15 protein-coding genes and 1 tRNA gene are annotated in these 18,383 nt (G+C 63.9%); 4 read left to right on the forward strand and 12 right to left on the reverse strand.

All coding sequences use genetic code 11. The features are described 5' to 3' along the window. Positions 1-136: 136 nt before the first annotated feature. From clpX to KTQ42_RS06310, 6 genes are all read right to left on the reverse strand, one after another. Positions 137-1,405, reverse strand: coding sequence for an ATP-dependent Clp protease ATP-binding subunit ClpX (gene clpX, locus KTQ42_RS06285; RefSeq protein ID WP_217344736.1), 1,269 nt, complete (start codon positions 1,403-1,405; stop codon positions 137-139). A gap of 165 nt (positions 1,406-1,570) precedes the next feature. Further along, on the reverse strand, positions 1,571-2,200 hold the full coding sequence (gene clpP / locus KTQ42_RS06290) for an ATP-dependent Clp endopeptidase proteolytic subunit ClpP (protein ID WP_283093257.1): 630 nt from the start codon (positions 2,198-2,200) through the stop codon (positions 1,571-1,573). Positions 2,201-2,230: 30 nt separating this feature from the next. Beyond that, a complete protein-coding gene (gene tig, locus KTQ42_RS06295) occupies positions 2,231-3,574 on the reverse strand; it encodes a trigger factor (protein ID WP_217344737.1) in 1,344 nt (447 codons plus the stop codon). Positions 3,575-3,602: 28 nt separating this feature from the next. Continuing rightward, a tRNA-Leu gene (locus KTQ42_RS06300) sits at positions 3,603-3,689 on the reverse strand. Between the two features lie 136 nt (positions 3,690-3,825). Continuing rightward, a complete protein-coding gene (locus tag KTQ42_RS06305) occupies positions 3,826-6,918 on the reverse strand; it encodes an efflux RND transporter permease subunit (protein WP_217344738.1) in 3,093 nt (1,030 codons plus the stop codon). Beyond that, entirely contained in the window at positions 6,915-8,087 is a 1,173-nt protein-coding gene (locus KTQ42_RS06310) for an efflux RND transporter periplasmic adaptor subunit (protein ID WP_349292127.1), read from the reverse strand. Before KTQ42_RS06310 ends, KTQ42_RS06305 begins: the two co-directional genes overlap by 4 nt. Positions 8,088-8,188: 101 nt before the next feature. Between KTQ42_RS06310 and hpnC the strand changes: the two genes are divergently transcribed. The 3 genes from hpnC (at position 8,189) to hpnE (ending at position 11,330) form a co-directional block, all read left to right on the forward strand. Continuing rightward, positions 8,189-9,007: a squalene synthase HpnC gene (gene hpnC, locus KTQ42_RS06315; RefSeq protein ID WP_217344739.1), complete on the forward strand. Its 819-nt coding sequence runs from the start codon at positions 8,189-8,191 to the stop codon at positions 9,005-9,007. Positions 9,008-9,140: 133 nt separating this feature from the next. Beyond that, the gene (gene hpnD, locus KTQ42_RS06320; RefSeq protein WP_217344740.1) at positions 9,141-9,974 is read left to right on the forward strand and encodes a presqualene diphosphate synthase HpnD; all 834 of its coding nucleotides are present in this window, start codon (positions 9,141-9,143) and stop codon (positions 9,972-9,974) included. 24 nt (positions 9,975-9,998) lie between these two features. Beyond that, entirely contained in the window at positions 9,999-11,330 is a 1,332-nt protein-coding gene (gene hpnE, locus KTQ42_RS06325) for a hydroxysqualene dehydroxylase HpnE (RefSeq protein ID WP_217344741.1), read from the forward strand. Positions 11,331-11,484: 154 nt separating this feature from the next. Here the strand turns inward: hpnE and radA are convergent, their stop codons facing one another. Further along, positions 11,485-12,858: a DNA repair protein RadA gene (gene radA / locus KTQ42_RS06330; protein WP_217344742.1), complete on the reverse strand. Its 1,374-nt coding sequence runs from the start codon at positions 12,856-12,858 to the stop codon at positions 11,485-11,487. A 9-nt stretch (positions 12,859-12,867) separates the two neighbouring features. Then, positions 12,868-13,953, reverse strand: coding sequence for an alanine racemase (gene alr, locus KTQ42_RS06335; RefSeq protein ID WP_217344743.1), 1,086 nt, complete (start codon positions 13,951-13,953; stop codon positions 12,868-12,870). Between the two features lie 151 nt (positions 13,954-14,104). Here alr and lplT point away from each other — a divergent pair, with 151 nt between their 5' ends. Beyond that, positions 14,105-15,367: a lysophospholipid transporter LplT gene (lplT, locus tag KTQ42_RS06340; RefSeq protein WP_217344744.1), complete on the forward strand. Its 1,263-nt coding sequence runs from the start codon at positions 14,105-14,107 to the stop codon at positions 15,365-15,367. Between the two features lie 60 nt (positions 15,368-15,427). Here the strand turns inward: lplT and KTQ42_RS06345 are convergent, their stop codons facing one another. From KTQ42_RS06345 to tsaB, 4 genes are read right to left on the reverse strand one after another with little or no spacing between them, the layout of a single operon-like run. Further along, a complete protein-coding gene (locus KTQ42_RS06345) occupies positions 15,428-16,432 on the reverse strand; it encodes a DUF1853 family protein (protein WP_217344745.1) in 1,005 nt (334 codons plus the stop codon). Next, complete coding sequence (locus KTQ42_RS06350; RefSeq protein WP_217344746.1) at positions 16,416-17,216, reverse strand: uracil-DNA glycosylase; 801 nt, start codon at positions 17,214-17,216, stop codon at positions 16,416-16,418. The genes KTQ42_RS06345 and KTQ42_RS06350 overlap by 17 nt, the downstream gene beginning before the upstream one ends. Further along, positions 17,213-17,683 carry a ribosomal protein S18-alanine N-acetyltransferase gene (gene rimI, locus KTQ42_RS06355; protein ID WP_249222663.1) on the reverse strand — a complete coding sequence of 157 codons (471 nt, stop codon included), beginning with the start codon at positions 17,681-17,683 and terminating at the stop codon, positions 17,213-17,215. The genes KTQ42_RS06350 and rimI overlap by 4 nt, the downstream gene beginning before the upstream one ends. After that, positions 17,680-18,372 (reverse strand): tRNA (adenosine(37)-N6)-threonylcarbamoyltransferase complex dimerization subunit type 1 TsaB, encoded by a 693-nt coding sequence (gene tsaB, locus KTQ42_RS06360; protein ID WP_217344747.1) that lies wholly within the window; start codon positions 18,370-18,372, stop codon positions 17,680-17,682. Before tsaB ends, rimI begins: the two co-directional genes overlap by 4 nt. Positions 18,373-18,383: the final 11 nt, after the last annotated feature.

Consider the following 18,383-nt stretch of genomic DNA (forward strand, 5'->3'; position numbering starts at 1 on the left):
GGGTGGCTTTGCGATGTAAGCCTGTTTGTCTGTTGACAGGGGAAATTGTAGCGGTTTTGCCTGGGAAACAAAGAAAAACTTCGGGGTTTTACAATTTGACGCAAAGGTGAGCGGCCGCCGGCCGCACACCTTTGCCTTACTTGGCGCCCGACACCTTGGGCTGTTCGTGGTAAATCAGGATGGGTTTGGCGCCATTGGTGATGGTGTTTTCATCAATGACAACCTTGGCCACGTTCTGCTCGTTCGGCAGTTCAAACATCACTTCCAGCAAGGCATGTTCGAGGATGGAACGCAGGCCGCGGGCACCGGTCTTGCGGGCCAGCGCCTTGCGTGCCACTGCATGCAGTGCCGCCGGACGGATTTCCAGTTCAGCGCCTTCCATCTGCAGCAGCTTCGCATATTGCTTGACGAGCGCATTCTTCGGCTCCAGCAGAATCTGGATCAGCGCCGCTTCGTTGAGCTCGCTCAGGGTCGCCACCACCGGCAGACGGCCGACCAGTTCGGGAATCAGGCCGAACTTGATCAGGTCTTCCGGTTCCGCCTCGAGCAGCACTTCGCTGGCGGTGCGCTCGGCCTGGCTCTTGACGCTGGCGCCAAAGCCGATGCCGCTCTTCTCCGAACGCTCTGAAATCACCTTCGCCAGGCCGTCGAAGGCGCCGCCGCAGATGAACAGGATGTTGGTGGTGTCGATCTGCACGAAATCCTGGTTCGGATGCTTGCGGCCGCCCTGCGGCGGCACCGAAGCCATCGTGCCCTCGATCAGCTTCAGAAGCGCCTGCTGCACGCCTTCGCCGGAGACGTCGCGCGTGATGGACGGGTTGTCCGACTTGCGCGAGATCTTGTCGATTTCGTCGATGTAGACAATGCCGCGCTGTGCCTTGTCGACTTCGTAATTGCAGTTCTGCAGCAGCTTCTGGATGATGTTTTCCACGTCCTCGCCGACATAGCCGGCTTCGGTCAGGGTGGTGGCATCGGCAATCACGAACGGCACGTTCAGCATGCGCGCCAGCGTCTGGGCCAGAAGCGTCTTGCCCGAACCCGTAGGGCCGACCAGCAGGATATTGCTCTTGGAAAGTTCGACGTCATCCTTCTTGCCAAGGTGCTTCAGCCGCTTGTAGTGGTTATACACGGCGACTGACAGAATGCGCTTCGCATTTTCCTGGCCGATCACGTACTGGCCCAGCATGTCGAAGATTTCCTGGGGCGTGGGCAGATCCGACTTCGGACCGGCGACGGTCTCGATACTCGATGCTTCGTCCCGGATGATGTCATTGCACAAATCAATGCATTCGTCGCAGATGAATACCGACGGGCCTGCAATGAGTTTTTTCACTTCATGCTGGCTCTTGCCGCAGAACGAGCAGTACAGCAGTTTTTCACCACTGGAGGACTTTTTATCGGACATGGAAAAAGCTTTGGAAAAAGGGTTCTACGATCTTACCCGCGAATCGAAAAGTCGTCACGAGCCTGCGCAATAAATTGACAATTGAAACATATTGCATAATTGCACTAAAACAAAACGCCCGGGCATTGCTGGCCAGGGCGTTTTTTCATCCAGTCAGCCGCTGACTCAACCGCGGCTGGTCAGTACCTTGTCGATCATTCCATAGTCCAGGGCCTGCTCCGCCGACATGAAGTTGTCGCGGTCGGTGTCGCGGCTGATCTGCTCCACCGGACGACCCGTCTTTTCCGCCAGGATGGCGTTGAGACGTTCGCGCAGATACAGGATCTCCCGTGCCTGAATTTCAATGTCGGCCGCCTGACCTTGCGCACCGCCCAGAGGCTGGTGAATCATGATGCGCGAATTCGGCAGCGAGAAGCGCTTGCCCTTGGCGCCAGCGGCCAGCAGGAAAGCACCCATCGAGGCAGCCAGGCCGGTGCACAGCGTCGATACATCCGGCTTGATGAACTGCATCGTGTCATAGATCGCCATGCCGGCCGAGACCGAGCCGCCTGGGCTATTGATGTACAGCGAAATATCCTTGTCGGGATTTTCGCTTTCCAGGAACAGCAGTTGTGCAACGATCAGGTTGGCACTATGGTCGTTCACCGGGCCAACCAGGAAAATCACGCGCTCCTTCAGCAGACGCGAGTAGATGTCGTACGCACGCTCGCCGCGGCCGCTCTGCTCGATCACCATCGGCACCATGCCGAGCATCTGTGTATCGAGCGCGCTGTTTCCCATCATGCTAGTAGTCATGTGATTTCCCTCTGAGATCGCGCCGGGGACTCAGCCCTGCGCGTTATTAGCCATCAATTCGTCGAAGCTCACCGGCTTGTCAGTGACCTTCGCCTTGCCAAGCACGTAATTGACGACGTTTTCTTCCAATACAAGGGCCTCGACTTCCGACAGGCGGCGACGATCGCTGAAATAGTACTTCATCACTTCCTGCGGGTCTTCGTAGCTCTTGGCGAACTCTTCCACCTGGGCCTTGACCTGCTCCGGCGTGGCCTGCAGGTTCTGCTCCTTGACCAGGTCAGCCAGGATCAGTCCCAGACGGACACGGCGCTCGGCCTGAGCCGTGAACAGCTCGCGCGGGAAAGGCATGTCCTTCATGTTCATGCCGCGCTGCTGCATGTCCTGACGGGTCATTTCCATCAGGCGCTCGACTTCCTGGTCAACCAGGGACTTGGGCACGTCCAGCTCGACCTGCTTGATCAGCGCATCCATCACGCTGTCCTTGGTCTTGGCCTTGGCACGATTCTGCACTTCACGCTCGAGGTTGGACTTGATGTCCTCGCGCATCTTGTCGAGGTCGCCGTCGGGGATGCCCAGCGACTTGGCGAATTCGGCATCGACTTCCGGCATGTGCGCCCATTCCAGCTTCTTCAGGGTCACGGTGAACTGGGCGGTCTTGCCGGCCACGTCCTTGCCATGGTAGTCCTCGGGGAAATGCAGGTCGAAGGTCTTGGACTCGCCCACTTTGAGGCCGACGGTAGCGGCTTCGAATTCCGGCAGCATGCGGCCTTCGCCCAGCACGAATGCGTAGTCGTCGGCTTTACCGCCCGGGAATTCAACGTCGTCGATCTTGCCGACGAAGTCGATGGTGACGCGGTCACCGTTCTGTGCAGTCTGGTCTGCGCCGCCGTCGCCATGCTCGCCGTGCTCGCCCTTGACGTGGTAGTGCACGCGCTGCTTGCGCAGGATGTCGATGGTCTTGTCGATTTCAGCCGGCGAGACTTCGGCGACAGTGCGCTCGATCTCGGCGCCGGACAGGTCGCCGACCTTCACTTCGGGATAGACCTCGAAGGTGGCGTCGAAGGCAACCATGCCATCCGGAGCGCCTTCCTTGGCTTCGATCTTCGGGAAGCCAGCCACGCGCAACTGGTTCTCGTCGGTCGCTGCGGCGAATGCGCGGCCGACCTTGTCATTGAGCACGTCCGATTCCACCTGATAGCCGTACTGCTGCGCCACCATCTTCATCGGTACCTTGCCAGGCCGGAAACCGGGGGCCTTGGCGGTGCGGGCGCGGAGTTTGAGTTGCTTTTCCACTTCCGCCTGCACATCAGCCAGCGGCAGCGTGATCGTGATGCGACGCTCAAGTTTTTCCAGAGTTTCGACTTCAGTTGCCATGTGAATCGTCCAAAAAATAATCGTTCTGTGGTGCGAGGAGGGGGACTCGAACCCCCACACCATTGCTGGCGTCAGGACCTAAACCTGGTGCGTCTACCAATTTCGCCATCCTCGCGCAAATAGTCCGGTGCAAAAGCAAAGGGCGACCGGGAAGTGCAAGTGGGTCGCCCTGCTGTGCCGTTGCGATCGGCATTTCAACTTCAAGCGCGGATTTTACTGGATTTTTCCGGCTGCCGCCGTGATTTTTGACATTATGCCATCGGCTGCGGCCGCTTGACCCGGAACCAGGCGGCGTACAGGGCCGGCAGGAACAGCAGGGTGAGGCCGGTTGCCACGATCAGGCCGCCCATGATGGCCACCGCCATCGGGCCCCAGAACACCGAGCGCGACAGCGGAATCATCGCCAGCACGGCCGCCGCCGCGGTCAGGATGATGGGCCGGAAGCGGCGCACCGCCGACTCCACCACCGCGTTCCATGGCTCGGCGCCGTCGGCGATGTCCTGCTCGATCTGGTCGATCAGGATCACCGAGTTGCGGATGATCATGCCGAACAGCGCGATCACGCCGAGCTGGGCGACGAAGCCGAACGGCCGCTGCAGAATCAGCAGCGCCATCGCTGCGCCGGTCACGCCAAGCGGGCCGGTCAGGAACACCAGCAGCGAACGCGAGAAGCTGTGCAGCTGCAGCATCAGCAGGGTGAAGATGATGAAGATCACCAGCGGCACATTGGCGGCGATCGAGTCCTGCGCCTTGCCGCTGTCGGCAATGGCGCCAGCGAGCTTGATCTGGTAACCGGCGGGCAGCGCGGCGCGCAGTTCGTTGAGCTTGGGATCGAGCTGGTTCGACACTGTCGGGCCCTGTATGCCTTCGGCGACGTCGGCCTGCACCGTGATCGCCCATTCCCTGCCCTCGCGCCAGACCACGCCCGGCTCCCAGACGAAATGCGCGCGCGCCAGCTGCGAAATGGTGACCGCCTTGCCGCTGGCGGTGGGCACGCTGGTGCCATTGAGCAGCTCGATGCTGGAACGCTCGTCGACCGGCTGGCGCATCACGATGTCGATCAGCTTGTCGCCTTCGCGGAACTGGCCGATGGTGGTGCCGGACAGGATGGTATTGGCGGTGCGCATGACGGTCTGAGAGGTGACGCCCAGCGCGCGCAGCTTGTCCTGATCCAGGTCCAGGCGCAGCACCTTGACCGACTCGTTCCAGTTGTCGTTCACGCCCAGCGTGTTGGGATTGGCGCGCATGATTTCCTTGACCTTGTCGGCCACCTCGCGCACCTTGCCCACTTCCAGGCCGCTGACCCGGAACTGCACCGGGTAAGGCACCGGCGGCCCGTTGGGCAGCAGCCGCACGCGGCCGCGCACTTCCGGGAAATCGGTCTTGAACAGCTCGGTGATCTTCTGGCGCATCGCCTCGCGGCTCTTCAGGTCCTTGGGCACGACAACCAATTGCGCGACGTTGGTCTGCGGGAAGATCTGGTCCAGCGGCAGATAGAATCGCGGGCTGCCGGTGCCGACATAGCTGGTATAGCTGCGCACGCTGTCCTGCTTTGCGAGGAAGGCTTCGAACTTCTTCACCTGGTTTTCGGTGGCGCCAAAGGATGCGCCCTCGGGCAGCCACATTTCGACCATCAGCTCGGGCCGCGACGAGTCGGGGAAGAACTGCTGCTCGATGAAGCGAAAGCCCAGTACGCCCAGCGCGAAGATGGCCAGCGTGATGGCGATGGTGGCCTTGCGCCATTCGACGCAGTGCGTCACCAGGCGCCGGAAGCGGGTGTAGAACGGCGTGTCGAACAGCTCGTGGTGGCCGTCGGCATGGGCTGCGGGCTTGACCTTCAGCAGCAGGTAGCCGATGTAGGGCGTGAAGATCACGGCCGCCAGCCAGGAGATCAGCAGCGCCAGCGCATTGACCGAGAACATCGAGAAGGTGTATTCGCCAGCGGCCGACTTGGCCAGGCCGATCGGCAGGAAGCCGGCCGCGGTGATCAGGGTGCCGGTCAGCATCGGGATCGCCGTGGAGGTATAGGCGAAGGTGGCGGCGTCGAAGCGCGACAGGCCCTCCTCCATTTTGCGCACCATCATTTCCACCGCGATGATGGCGTCATCGACCAGAAGGCCCAGCGCGATGATGAGCGCGCCGAGCGAGATCTTGTGCAGGTCGATGCCGAGGATGCGCATGAACAGGAAGGTCACGGCCAGCACCAGCGGAATGGTCAGCGCCACCACCAGGCCGGGCCGCACATCCAGCCGCAGGGGCTTGGTATGCAGGCCCAGCGCGATGAAGCTCACCGCCAGCACGATCAGCACGGCCTCGATCAGGGTATGGACGAATTCATTGACCGAGGAGGCAACCGCTTCCGGCTGGTTGGTGACCTGCTGCAGCTCGATGCCCACCGGCAGCTTGGCGCGGATCTCGGCGGCGGCCTTCTGCAGGTTCTTGCCGAGTTCGATGATATTGCCGCCGCGCTCCATCGATATGCCCAGGCCGATCACCTCATGGCCGTTGAAGCGCATCTTGTCCTGCGGCGGATCACGAAAGCCGCGCCGCACGGTGGCGAAGTCGCCCAGCCGGAAGCTGCTGCCGTTGGCGCGCAGCTGCAGGTTTTCCAGGTCGGACACGGAACGCAGTGCGCCGCTGACCCTGACCTGCAGGTTGTCGCTGGGGGTGACCAGCACGCCTGTGGCCTCAACCGCGTTCTGCGCATTGATCTGGGCGACAACGGTCTCGAACGGCACGCCAAGCTGCGAGAAGCGCTTGTGGGAAAACTCGATATAGATCTTTTCGTCCTGCACGCCGTACTGCTCGACCTTGGATACCGACGGCACCTTCAGCAACTGCTGGCGCACGAAGTCGGCATAGTCCTTGACTTCGGCATAGGTGAAGCCGTCGCCGGAGAGCGCGAAGATGGAGCCGAAAGTGTCGCCGAACTCGTCATTGAAGAACGGGCCGGCCACGCCGCCGGGCAGCGTGTTGCGGATGTCGCCGATCTTCTTGCGCACCTGGTACCAGGCGTTCTGCACCTCGCGCGGCGGCGTCGACTCGCGCAGGTTCAGGATGATCAGGGTCTCGCCGGGCTTGGAATAGCTGCTGATGCGGTCGATGAAGGGCGTTTCCTGCAGCTTCTTTTCCAGCTTGTCGGTGACCTGGTCAGCCATCTGCAGCGAAGTGGCGCCGGGCCAGTAGGCGCGCACGACCATGGCGCGGAAGGTGAATGGCGGGTCCTCGTCCTGCCCCAGCTTGCTGTAGCTGAGCACGCCGCCCAGCAGCAGCACCACCATCAGGTAGCGGATCAGCGGTATGTGTTCGAGCGCCCAGCGCGACAGGTTGAAGCCGCCCTTCATTTCGCGGTCCCAGCGTTGTTCTGGGCAACCGGCTCGGCATCGAGTACGGTGACTTTCTGGCCGGGCTTGAGCAGGTGCACGCCGGCGGTCACGACGACCTGGCCCGGATTGATGCCGGAAGCGATCAGCATCTCATTGCCGGAGGCGCCGGCAAGCTGGACCGGCGCCAGCCTGACCGTGCCGTTTTCCACCAGCCAGACCGCACTGGCGCCCTGGTTCTGCACCAGCGCCGTCAGCGGTACCTTGAGCATGGGATTCTCGCCGTTGGCGCTGAAGGTGACATAGGCCGTCATGCCCAGCCGCACATCCTCAGGCGCCTTGGGCAGGCTGATCTTGGCGGTATAGGTGCGGGTGGCGGTGTCGGCCACCGGCGACAATTCGCGCAGCTTGCCGGGCAGCGCCTCGTCGGGATTGGCCCAGGTGCGCACCGTTACATCGCTGACCTTGCGCAGCGCGTCGACCTGGTCTTCCGGAATGCTGATGACGACTTCCTTTTCGCCCAGCTGCGCCAGCCGCACCACCGGCGTGCCGGCAGCAACCACCTGCCCGGTCTCGGCATCGATGCCGGTGACCACGCCGTCGACGTCGGCCACCAGGTTGCCGTAGCCGGTCTGGTTGCGCTGGGTGCGCAGCGCGGCCGCGGCCTGGTCGCGCGTGGCGCGGGCGGAGCGGTAGGCAGTCTCCTTGGCATCGAGCACCGCCTGGCTGACGAAGTTCTTTTCCCGAAGATCCTTGTAGCGCGCCAGTTCGGCCTTGGCCAGCTCGAGATTGCTTTCGGCCGCGCCCAGCGCGGCGTTGGCTTGCGATTGCGCCAGTTGCAGGTCCTGCGGATCGAGCTGCATCAGCAGCTGGCCGCGCTTGACCATGGCGCCCACGTCGACCTTGCGCGCGACGATCTTGCCGCCGACGCGAAAACCCAGCCGCGATTCATAGCGCGCCCGTATTTCGCCTGAAAACTGCGCCACCGTGCGCGAATTGGCCGCGGTCATCTTGATTGCCCGCACCGGCCGCACTTCCTCCACCTTTTCCACCGGCTTGGAGCAGCCGGCCAGGACCAGGCTCAGCGCCAGGCCGGCCGTTGCGAGATAGGCGCTGGCGGTGCGTCGCGGCGACATGGCGCGCGCGTGGTTCAGGTTGGGCACGGTGAATTCCTTTACTATTCGGGGCAAAAAAACGCTCCGGCCGCAATGACGAGCGCCGCAGCATGTAGACCGGATGGTTACTGACTGATGAGTTAGTAATTATAAGGCATTTGGATTTCAGGAAATCGATGTCAGTTGATCATTATGAAAACTTCCCGGTTGCTTCTTTCCTGCTGCCGGCGCGCCTGCGCCCGCCTGTGGAAGCCATCTATGCATTCGCCCGCAGCGCCGACGATATCGCCGACGAAGGCGACGCCAGCGCCGACCAGCGGCTGGCATCGCTGCAGGACTATGCGGCGCAATTAGACCGCATCGAAGCCGGACAGTCTGTTGAGCCAGCGCTGTTTGTCCGCCTGGCGCAAATGGCTGTTGCCCATGCATTGCCGCTGCAGCCGATGCGCGACCTTCTGTCGGCATTCCGCCAGGACGTGGTGACGGTGCGCTATGCGACGTACACCGATCTGCTGGACTACTGCCGGCGCTCGGCCAACCCGGTCGGCGCACTGATGCTGCATCTGTATGGCATGCATGACGCGCCTAGCCTGCGGCAGTCGGATGCGATCTGCAGCGCCCTGCAGCTGATCAATTTCTGGCAGGACGTGGCGATCGACTGGGACAAGGGCCGGATCTACCTGCCGCTGGAAGACCTGGCGCGCTTCGGCGTCGAGGAAGCGCAGATTGGCCGGCAGCAGAGCGATGAGCGCTGGCGCGCACTGATGCGCTTCGAGGTCGACCGCGCCCGCGCGCTGATGCTGTCAGGCGCGCCGCTGGCGCGGCGGCTGCGTGGGCGGATTGGCTGGGAATTGCGCCTGATCATGCAAGGCGGGCTGCGCATCCTGGAACGCATCGAGCAGGCCGATTACGATGTATTCCGCCACCGCCCCAAGCTGGGCCGCGCTGACTGGGCGCTAATGCTGGCCCGCGCAGTGGCGCGGCAGCCGGGCTGAAGCCGGACCACCGCAGGCAACGCCGCCCCCACCGCCACCCTGTCGACTGCGTGCCTGCCTGTCTTAAAACCGGGTTCTCGGCTAGCATAGCGGCTTTGCCCGGCTCGGCCGCCCTCCATCCACTTCCCGATTCATGTCACCAGACGATTATTGCCAGCAAAAGGCCGCCCAGAGCGGCTCGAGTTTCTACTACAGCTTCCTGTTCCTGCCAACGGAGCGGCGTCGCGCGATCACGGCGCTTTACGCCTTCTGCCGGGAAGTCGATGACACGGTGGACGAGGCCACCGACGAGTCGGTTGCACGCGCCAAGCTGGCCTGGTGGAGAAAGGAACTCGGCGCCATGCTGGCTGGCGCGCCGACCCACCCGGTGACCAAGGCGCTGGAACCGCATCTGCTGCCTTATTCGCTCGATGGCAAGCATCTGCTGGCGATTGTCGACGGCATGGAAATGGATCTGAACCAGACCCGTTACCTGGACTATCCGGCGCTCAAGCGCTATTGCTGGCATGTGGCGGGCGTGGTCGGCATCCTGTCGGCGAGCATCTTCGGGGCCACCCGGCCGGAGACCCTGGAGTATGCGGAACGCCTCGGCCTGGCCTTCCAGCTCACCAATATCATCCGCGATGTCGGCGAGGATGCGCGCAAGGGCCGCATCTACCTCCCCATCAGCGAGTTGCAGCAGTTCCAGGTGACCGCTGCCGACATCCTCAATGCGCGCCACAGCGACAACTTCGAGCAGCTGATGGCCTTCCAGACCGAGCGCGCCAAGCAAACCTATGAAGAAGCCTATGCCCTGCTGCCTAAAGAAGACAGGCGGGCGCAACGGCCGGGCCTGATCATGGCCTCGATCTACCGCACGCTGCTGACGGAAATCGAAGCAGATCGCTTCCATGTGCTGGAGCACAAAATTTCCCTGACGCCGATCCGCAAGTTGTGGCTGGCGTGGAAGACTTATGTGCGCGGCTGAGTCTCGGGACACTGAACGGCCGGCATGACTGCGCCACGGGTTGCGGTTGTCGGCGGCGGCTGGGCTGGGTGCGCTGCGGCGGTGGAACTGGCGACGCGGGGTGCCTGCGTCACGCTGTATGAAGCGTCGCGCACCCTGGGCGGCCGCGCGCGGGTTATTTCCAGCCACGGCCGGGCCCTCGACAACGGCCAGCACATCCTGCTCGGCGCCTACCAGGAAACACTGCGGCTGCTGCGGCTGATCGGCGTTGCGGAGGAATCGGTGCTGCTGCGGCTGCCGCTGCAGATGTGCTACCCGGATGGCACCGGCATGACCTTCATCGCGCCGCGCCTTCCCGCGCCATGGCACGTCGGCCTTGCCCTGCTGCGGGCGCGTGGCCTGCGTCATGCCGACCGCATGGCGCTCGCCCGGTTTTCCAGCGCAGCGCGCTGGATGGGGTGGCAGCTGAACCGGGACTGCACGGTAGAGGAACTGCTGCAACGCCATGACCAGACCGACACCTTGGTGCGTCTGATGTGGCGGCCGCTCTGTCTGGCCGCGCTCAACACGCCGCCCGAGCGGGCCTCGGCCAGGATATTCCTTAATGTGCTGCGCGACAGCCTGGGCGCCCGACGCAGCGCGTCCGACATGCTGCTGCCGCGGGTGGACCTGAGCATGTTGTTTCCACAGCATGCGGCGCGGCATATCGAAGGCCATGGCGGGCAGCTTGCGCTCGGCGCCAGGGTCGAGCGGCTGGAGCGTAACGGTCGCGGCTGGCTACTCGGGATGCAGCCGCAGGCCCAGGCGCATGACGCGGTGGTGCTCGCAACACCGCCCGTGCAGGCTGCCGCGCTGCTTGCGCCGATGGCACCGGCTGGCGTCGTGCCGGCGTTCGAGTGGGAAGCCATTAGCACCGTCTATCTTCAATACGCCGCCAGCGTGCGCCTGCCGCGGATTTTCCTGGCGCTGCAGGATGAGCCTGAGGCCGGCCATTGGGGCCAGTTCGTGTTCGACCGCGGCCAGCTGAACGGCGAAGATGCCGGCTTGATGGCTGTCGTAGTCAGTGCGTCCGGCGCCGCCCTGGAACAGGGCAACGAAGCGCTGGCGACGCAGGTCGCGACGCAGCTTGCCCAGGTGCTGCGCATGCCTGCCCTGTCGGCACCGCAGTGGAGCCGGGTGATTTCCGAGAAGCGGGCGACATTTGCCTGCACGCCCGATTTGCAGCGTCCGTCAAACGATATCGGGATCGAAGGGCTGGCGCTGGCCGGCGACTATACCGACAGCGATTATCCGGCCACGCTGGAATCGGCGGTGCGCAGCGGCACCGCAGCGGCGCGCCTGGTGCTGGACAGGCTGCAGGACCGCAATCAGGCCTGACTTCCGCTGGTACGGCTCCTCAAGCCGCCTCCCCTGCCTTTCGCAAACAGCACTCCATATGCCCTCGCCTGCAGCTTTTTGCGGACAGGTTTTCTAAAGGCGACGGCGCAGCCGGCTTGGTTCTTTATGCAAATCCTTCTCGATAGTTGCGTTTTCAGCTGTGTTCACGCAAGCGTGCCAGCGCATCGTCGATCCGTTCCACAGGAATGATGGTCATGCCTTCGATCGGCTGCTTGGGTGCGTTCGCCTTCGGAATCATGGCCAGGGAAAAACCCAGCTTGGCCGCTTCGCGCAGCCTCTCCTGCCCGCGTGGCGCGGGACGGATCTCGCCGGCCAGCCCCACTTCGCCAAACACCACCAGGCCACGCGGCAGCGGCTTGTTGCGCATCGATGACTGGATCGCCAGCAGCACCGCCAGGTCGGCCGCAGGTTCCGCAATCTTCACCCCGCCTACCGCGTTGATGAACACGTCCTGGTCGAATGCCGCCACGCCGGCATGCCGGTGCATCACCGCAAGCAGCATGGCCAGCCGGTTCTGTTCCAGGCCGACCGAGAGCCGCCTCGCATTCGGCAGATGCGACGCATCCACCAGCGCCTGCACTTCCACCAGCAGCGGCCGGGTGCCCTCCTGCGTCACCATCACGCAGGAGCCGGGCACCTGGTTGTCGTGCTGCGAAAGGAACAGCGCGGACGGATTGGAAACACCCTTCAGGCCCTTCTCGCCCATCGCAAACACGCCCAGCTCGTTGACTGCGCCGAAACGGTTCTTGATCGCCCGTACCAGGCGGAAGCTGGAATGGGTGTCGCCCTCGAAATACAGCACCGTGTCCACGATGTGCTCCAGCACCCGGGGTCCGGCCAGCGCGCCCTCCTTGGTCACATGGCCCACCATGATGATGGTGACGCCAGTCTGCTTGGCCACCCGGGTGAGCTGGGCGGCGCACTCCCGCACCTGGGCCACGGAGCCGGGCGCCGAGGTCAGCGCATCGGAATAGACCGTCTGGATCGAGTCGATCACCGCCACCTGCGGCTTCTGCTCGGCCAGGGTGGCGATGATCTTTTCCAGCTGAATCTCGGCCTGCAGCATCAGTTCGCGGGCATCGACAGCCAGCCGCTTGGCCCGCAATGCGATCTGTGCGCCCGATTCCTCGCCGCTCACATACAGCACCCGCTTGACCCGCGACAGGTTGGCCAGCGCCTGCAGCAGCAGCGTGGATTTCCCGATGCCGGGATCGCCGCCGATCAGCACCACGCCACCCGCCACCAGGCCGCCGCCCAGCACCCGGTCGAATTCCTCGATGCCGGTGCCGAAGCGCGGCACGTCGATCGCCTCGATGTCGGCCAGGCTCATCACCGGCGACGCCTGCGCCAGGCCCTGCGGCTGGCTGGTGGTGTAACGGTTGTTGCCGGTCTCTATGGTGGTTTCGACCAGGGTATTCCACTCGCCGCACGCCGGGCACTGCCCGGTCCACTTGCTGGCGATGCCGCCGCAGGCGCTGCAGGTGTAATTGGTTTTTGCTTTTGCCATGTCTTGTCGTCAGTTGTCGCCGCGCACCGCGACAGCGACCCGCGGCGCCACTGCGCACATCAGTTCGTAGCCTATCGTTCCGGCAGCATGAGCTACCTCATCTATGGGCATTCCCTCGCCCCACAAGGTCACGGACGAACCCACCTGTGCCTGCGGCGCATTGGACAGGTCGACGGCCAGCATGTCCATCGACACCCGCCCCGCCAGCGCACAGCGCACACCGCCGACCAGGATCGGCGTGCCGCTGGGCGCATGACGCGGATAGCCGTCCGCATAACCGCATGCCACCACGCCGATGCGGGTAGGCTTACCGGCGACGAAGCGGCTGCCATAGCCCACCGCCTCGCCCGGCGCTATCTCCTGTATCGCAATGAGGCGGCTGGAAAGCGTCATCGCCGGCGTCAGGCCGAAACTGGCGGCCGGGGCCGCGCCGGGCGTGCCGCCGTACAGCATGATGCCGGGCCGAACCCAGTCCTCCGTCAGTTCGCCATGTAGCAGGCTGGCGGCCGAGTTGCACAACGACAGCGGCACATCCAGCCCTGCCGCCGCCTCACGCATGCGCCGCACCTGCTCGGCCAGCGGCAAGGCCGGGTTGTGCTCGTCGTCGGCATTGGCGAAATGGGTGACCAGAACAATCTGCCCGACGCCGGACAGTGCGCGCAGACGGGCATGCACGGAAGCAACCTGATGCGGCCGGAATCCGAGCCGGTTCATGCCGCTGTTGACCTTCAGGTGAATATTGACGGGTCCGCGCAGGCTTGCAATTTCCAGCATCCGTAACTGCTCCTCGCAGTGAACCACAGTGTCCAGGCCATGGCTGGCTATGGCTTCAAGGTCAGCCGCATCGAAGAATCCTTCCAGCAGCAGCACCGGCTTGCGCCAGCCGCGTTGCCGTAGCAGGACGGCGGCATCAGGCTCCACCAGGGCCATGCCGTCGGCATCGGCGAAACCGCGCAGCGCATTCATCAGGCCATGGCCGTAGCCGTTGGCCTTGACCACTGCCCACACCCTGGCGGCGCCGGCGTGGGCCCGGGCGACGGCAAGGTTATGTTGCATGGCAGCAATATCAATCGTGGCGAGAATGGGCCTGGGCATTTTTTGGACCAACCTTTTCAAGTGATGAACAAGCAACTTTTCATTTTACTTGACCGTACTCCGCCAACCGGCCGCAATTCGCCGGAACACCAGAAGTTTCATGGTATAAAGCGTCTCGGAGACATACTACTTTCCCAGCGGACACTAACGGATGAATCGCGGTTTTTATACCATCATGGCAGCGCAGTTTTTTTCTTCGCTCGCCGACAATGCCTTACTGATCGCAGCGATATCCCTGCTCGCCGCCACCAACGCCCCGGCCTGGATGACCCCCCTGCTCAAGCTGTTCTTCGTCCTGTCCTATGTGCTGCTGGCCGCCTTCGTTGGCGCTTTCGCGGATGCGTTGCCCAAGGGCCGGGTGATGTTCATCACCAACCTGATCAAGATCGTGGGCTGCGCGATGATGTTTTTCAGCGTGCATCCGCTGTTTGCATATGCGATCGTCGGCTTCGGCGCGGCGGCGTATTCGCCTGCAAAGTACGGCATTCTCACCGAACTCCTGCCGCCGGAGAAGCTGGTGGCGGCCAATGGCTGGATCGAGGGCCTGACCGTGGCATCCATCATCCTCGGCACGGTGCTGGGCGGCACGCTGGTCAATCCCAAGATCGGGGCGGCGCTGATGGCGGTCGACGTGCCCTATTTCGACATGGGCATCGATACGCCGGTGGAAGGCGCGCTGTTTGTCATTGTCATCTCCTACATCGTTGCCGCCTTGTTCAACCTGCGCATTCCCGATACCGGCGCCCGCTACAGCCACCAGGAGCGCAATCCGGTCAAGCTGATGGTCGATTTCGCCGGCTGCTTCAGTCGGCTGTGGGCCGACAAGCTCGGCCAGATTTCACTGGCGGTGACCACGCTGTTCTGGGGCGCCGGCGCGACGCTGCAATTCATCGTGCTGAAATGGGCCGAAAAATCGCTGCACATGGCGCTTGACCGCGCCGCCATCCTGCAGGGCGTGGTGGCGATCGGCGTGGCGCTCGGCGCAGTGGCCGCCGCCCGCTTCGTGCCGCTGAAGAAATCCCTGTCGGTGATGCCGCTCGGCGTTGCGATGGGGCTGGTGGTGATTCTGATGACGATGGTCACCAATGTCTGGGTGGCTTATCCGCTGCTGGTCATCATCGGCGCGCTGTCGGGCTATTTCGTGGTGCCGATGAATGCGCTGCTGCAGCATCGCGGCCATGTGCTGATGAGTGCGGGCCATTCGATCGCGGTGCAGAACTTCAACGAGAACCTGTCGGTGCTGACCATGCTGGTGCTGTATGCGCTGATGGTGAAGCTGGACCTGAATGTGAATATCGTGATCGTGCTGTTCGGCGTGTTTGTTTCCAGCACCATGCTGATGGTGATGCGCCGCCACGCGGCCAACCAGCGCGAGCATGACTCTCTGGCGCTGATCGGCGAGCACAAGCACTGAAGACACGGCTTGCTGCCGGCGGCTGGCCGAACCCGGTCGCGAAGTAGCCGCTCTATCGCCTTATTCCAGCACTGCCTGCACCCGCTGCCCGGCGCGCTCGCGCCAGCCCTCCGGAACGACGAAGCCGCGCGACATTTCCAGCGCGACGCCGTCATCCATGCGCAGCAGGGCCACCAGCACCGGCATCGCCTCGTCTTCGGTAAAACGCGAAGCCAGTGCCTCCCCAAGCTGGCCGCGGTCCAGGGTATCGGCCGATGCCATCCTGGCCGGCGCCAGCCAGGACAGCCGCGGCAACACCGCATAGGCAGGCGCGTCGGGCAATGCATCGAGCCCGCACCAGAAGCCGCGGCAATGCAGGCCGCAGACGCCCAGCGCGGGCGAGACCGGATAGTCGCCATCGGGATAGAACAGCCAGCCCTTGACCAGTGCCTGGGCGGCGCTGACCGGCTGCGGCAGCAGCGCCTGCGCGGCCGGATGGTCCGACAGGCTTAACTGGCGCTGGAAGATCTTCTGCATCTTGGCGCCCAGGCTGTCGGCCAGATTCGGGCCGACAAAATAATCGGCCCGCTCCTCGCGCACCGCACCGGCCGGCGGCGACTGCAGCAGATAGAACTTGGTGGCGAATTCCCAATGCAGCAGCACTTCGTCGCGCCAGACCAGGAAATCGAATTCGCCCAGCGTGCGCTTGTCGCTGTCGCGTACCTGCAGGTTGTGCGCGGCCAGCACGCCCAGGTGCTGCAGGTAGAAGGTCATCAGTTGCTCGGCATAGCGGCCCAGCCGGGCATGGGAATGCAGCGCGATATGGGCATGCAGCGCCTGGGGCGCCAGGTCCAGCGCCAGCAGCCAGGGCCGTGCGGTGTCGCTGGCGTTTGGCGCCAGTTCGGCGATGCGCCCTACCCACTGCGGCGCAGCCGGGTCCAGCAGCGATGGCGCGTCGATCAGCCAGGCCAGCGCCCTGACATGCGGATCGGTCAGCTGAGACCAGCGGCGATGAAAGCGTTCCTGGCAGCTCTGCCCGCTGTCAGTGCAATCCGTGCCGCCAGTCCTGTCAGTGCTGGCCGGCATAGGCGTTCATCGCCAGGCACAGGTCCGCCCACGACTTGCCCTTTTCGGTCAGGCGACGCAGCAGGTAGGCCGGGTGATAGGTGACTACCAGCGGCAGGTCGCCATAGTGGAATACCTGTCCGCGCAATTTGCCCACCGGGCTGTCGGGCGGCAGTTCCAGGAGCGCCACCGCGGCGGTCTTGCCAAGCGCCACCAGAACAGCCGGCTGCACCAGTTCGATCTGGCGCTGCAGGTAGGGCATGCAGGCGGCCGCCTCGTCCGGCGCGGGCGCGCGGTCACGGCCGTTTTCATCGGTCGGACGGCACTTGACCACGTTGGCGATGTAGGCGTTCTCGGTGCGCGACAGGCCCATGGCCATCAGCATGTTGTCGAGCAGCTTGCCGGCCGGCCCGACGAAGGGAATGCCCTGCTGATCCTCGTTGCGGCCGGGGCCTTCGCCGATGAACATCCATTTCGCTTTCTGGTCGCCGACGCCGAACACGGTTTTGGTGCGGGTCTCGCAGAGGCGGCACTTGACGCAGCCGGCAACCGCCTGCTGCAACGCATCCCAGTCCATCCGTGCCACTTCGCCTGCCGGCGGCGCGGCCGGCGGGGCTTCCAGATTGATCGCCGGGAAAGCCTGCCCTGCCGCCGCGGCAGGTACTGGCTGCATTTCTTCCACCGGCGCCAGCAGGTCGGGCTGTTGCACGGCGGACGCATCCGCCGCTTGCCGGCGCTTGTTCCATACCGGACCCAGGCCCATCTCGGCAATCACCTGGTCACGTCGGCCTGAACGGGAATTCATAGCGGCATCCTCATGACGATCGCGTTTTCGCGGGTGTTGTTGGGCGCCGGATAATAATTGCGCCGCACGCCGATCCGGCCATAACCATAGCGCTCATAGATGGCAAGCGCGCGATGGTTTGATGGCCGCACTTCCAGCATGATCGAATGCATGCCGCGTTCCCTGGCACAGGCAGTGGCATGGTCCAGGAGCGCCAGGCCATGGCCGCGGCCATGCACCGGCGGGTCCACGGTGATGTTGAGCAAATGGGCTTCGTCCAGCGCGGACATGATCAGGAAATAACCAACCATCCGGCCCGATTCCTCCCGCCCCACGCGGCATACATAGCCGCTGCGGATCGAGTCCAGGAAATTGCCGCCGGTCCAGGGAAAGGGATAGGCCGCCTGCTCGATGCGCAGCACCTCCGGCACGTCTTCCACCCGCATGGCTGAAAAGCGCAGCGCATTGCCGACGGGCTGGGCGCTCATGCCGCCTTCCCCGCCATGCGCTCCGCTGTCGTCAGCGCCACCTTGTTGCGCAGATAGAGCGGTTGCGCGCTCGCCGCGTCCATGATGTCGCCGCGCAGGAAGCGCTGCGCCGCCAGCGTCGCCACCTGCGCGGCATGCGGCATGATGCCGGGCTCGGCCTGCGCCATGAACCCGGCTGCGGCGAAGGCATCGGCATAGGCGGCAAGACCGTTACCGCAGGCCAGCACCGGGCCGTGCGGCCGCACGTCAGCCGGCTTGGCCAGCGCCGGCGCGACCACCGCCTGCCAGCCATCGGCGCCATGCCGGTATTGCGCCCAGTAGACCTCCGCCATGCGCGCATCGAGCACGCACAGCACATCGGTTGCGCCGGTGCGCTCGTGACAGGCCTGGGCCATCGCTTCCAGCGTGACGATGGACACCACCGGCAGCCTGGCGCCGAACGCCAGTCCCTGCACCGCGCCGCAGGCAGTGCGCACGCCGGTGAAGGAACCGGGGCCGGCGCCAAAGGCGATCGCATCGCAGTCGGCCAGCGTGATGCCGGCTTCGGCGAGCAGCGACTGCACCAGCGGCAGCAGGGTTTGCGAATGGGTCTGCACCGGCGCGGCCTCACGGCCAAGCAGGCGCTGATTGACCAAAAGGGCGACGGAGGCAAGCTCGGTCGAGGTTTCCAGGGCGAGAATCGTAGGCATTTCGCTATTTT

This window comes from Noviherbaspirillum sp. L7-7A, assembly GCF_019052805.1.
Lineage (GTDB): Bacteria > Pseudomonadota > Gammaproteobacteria > Burkholderiales > Burkholderiaceae_D > Noviherbaspirillum_A.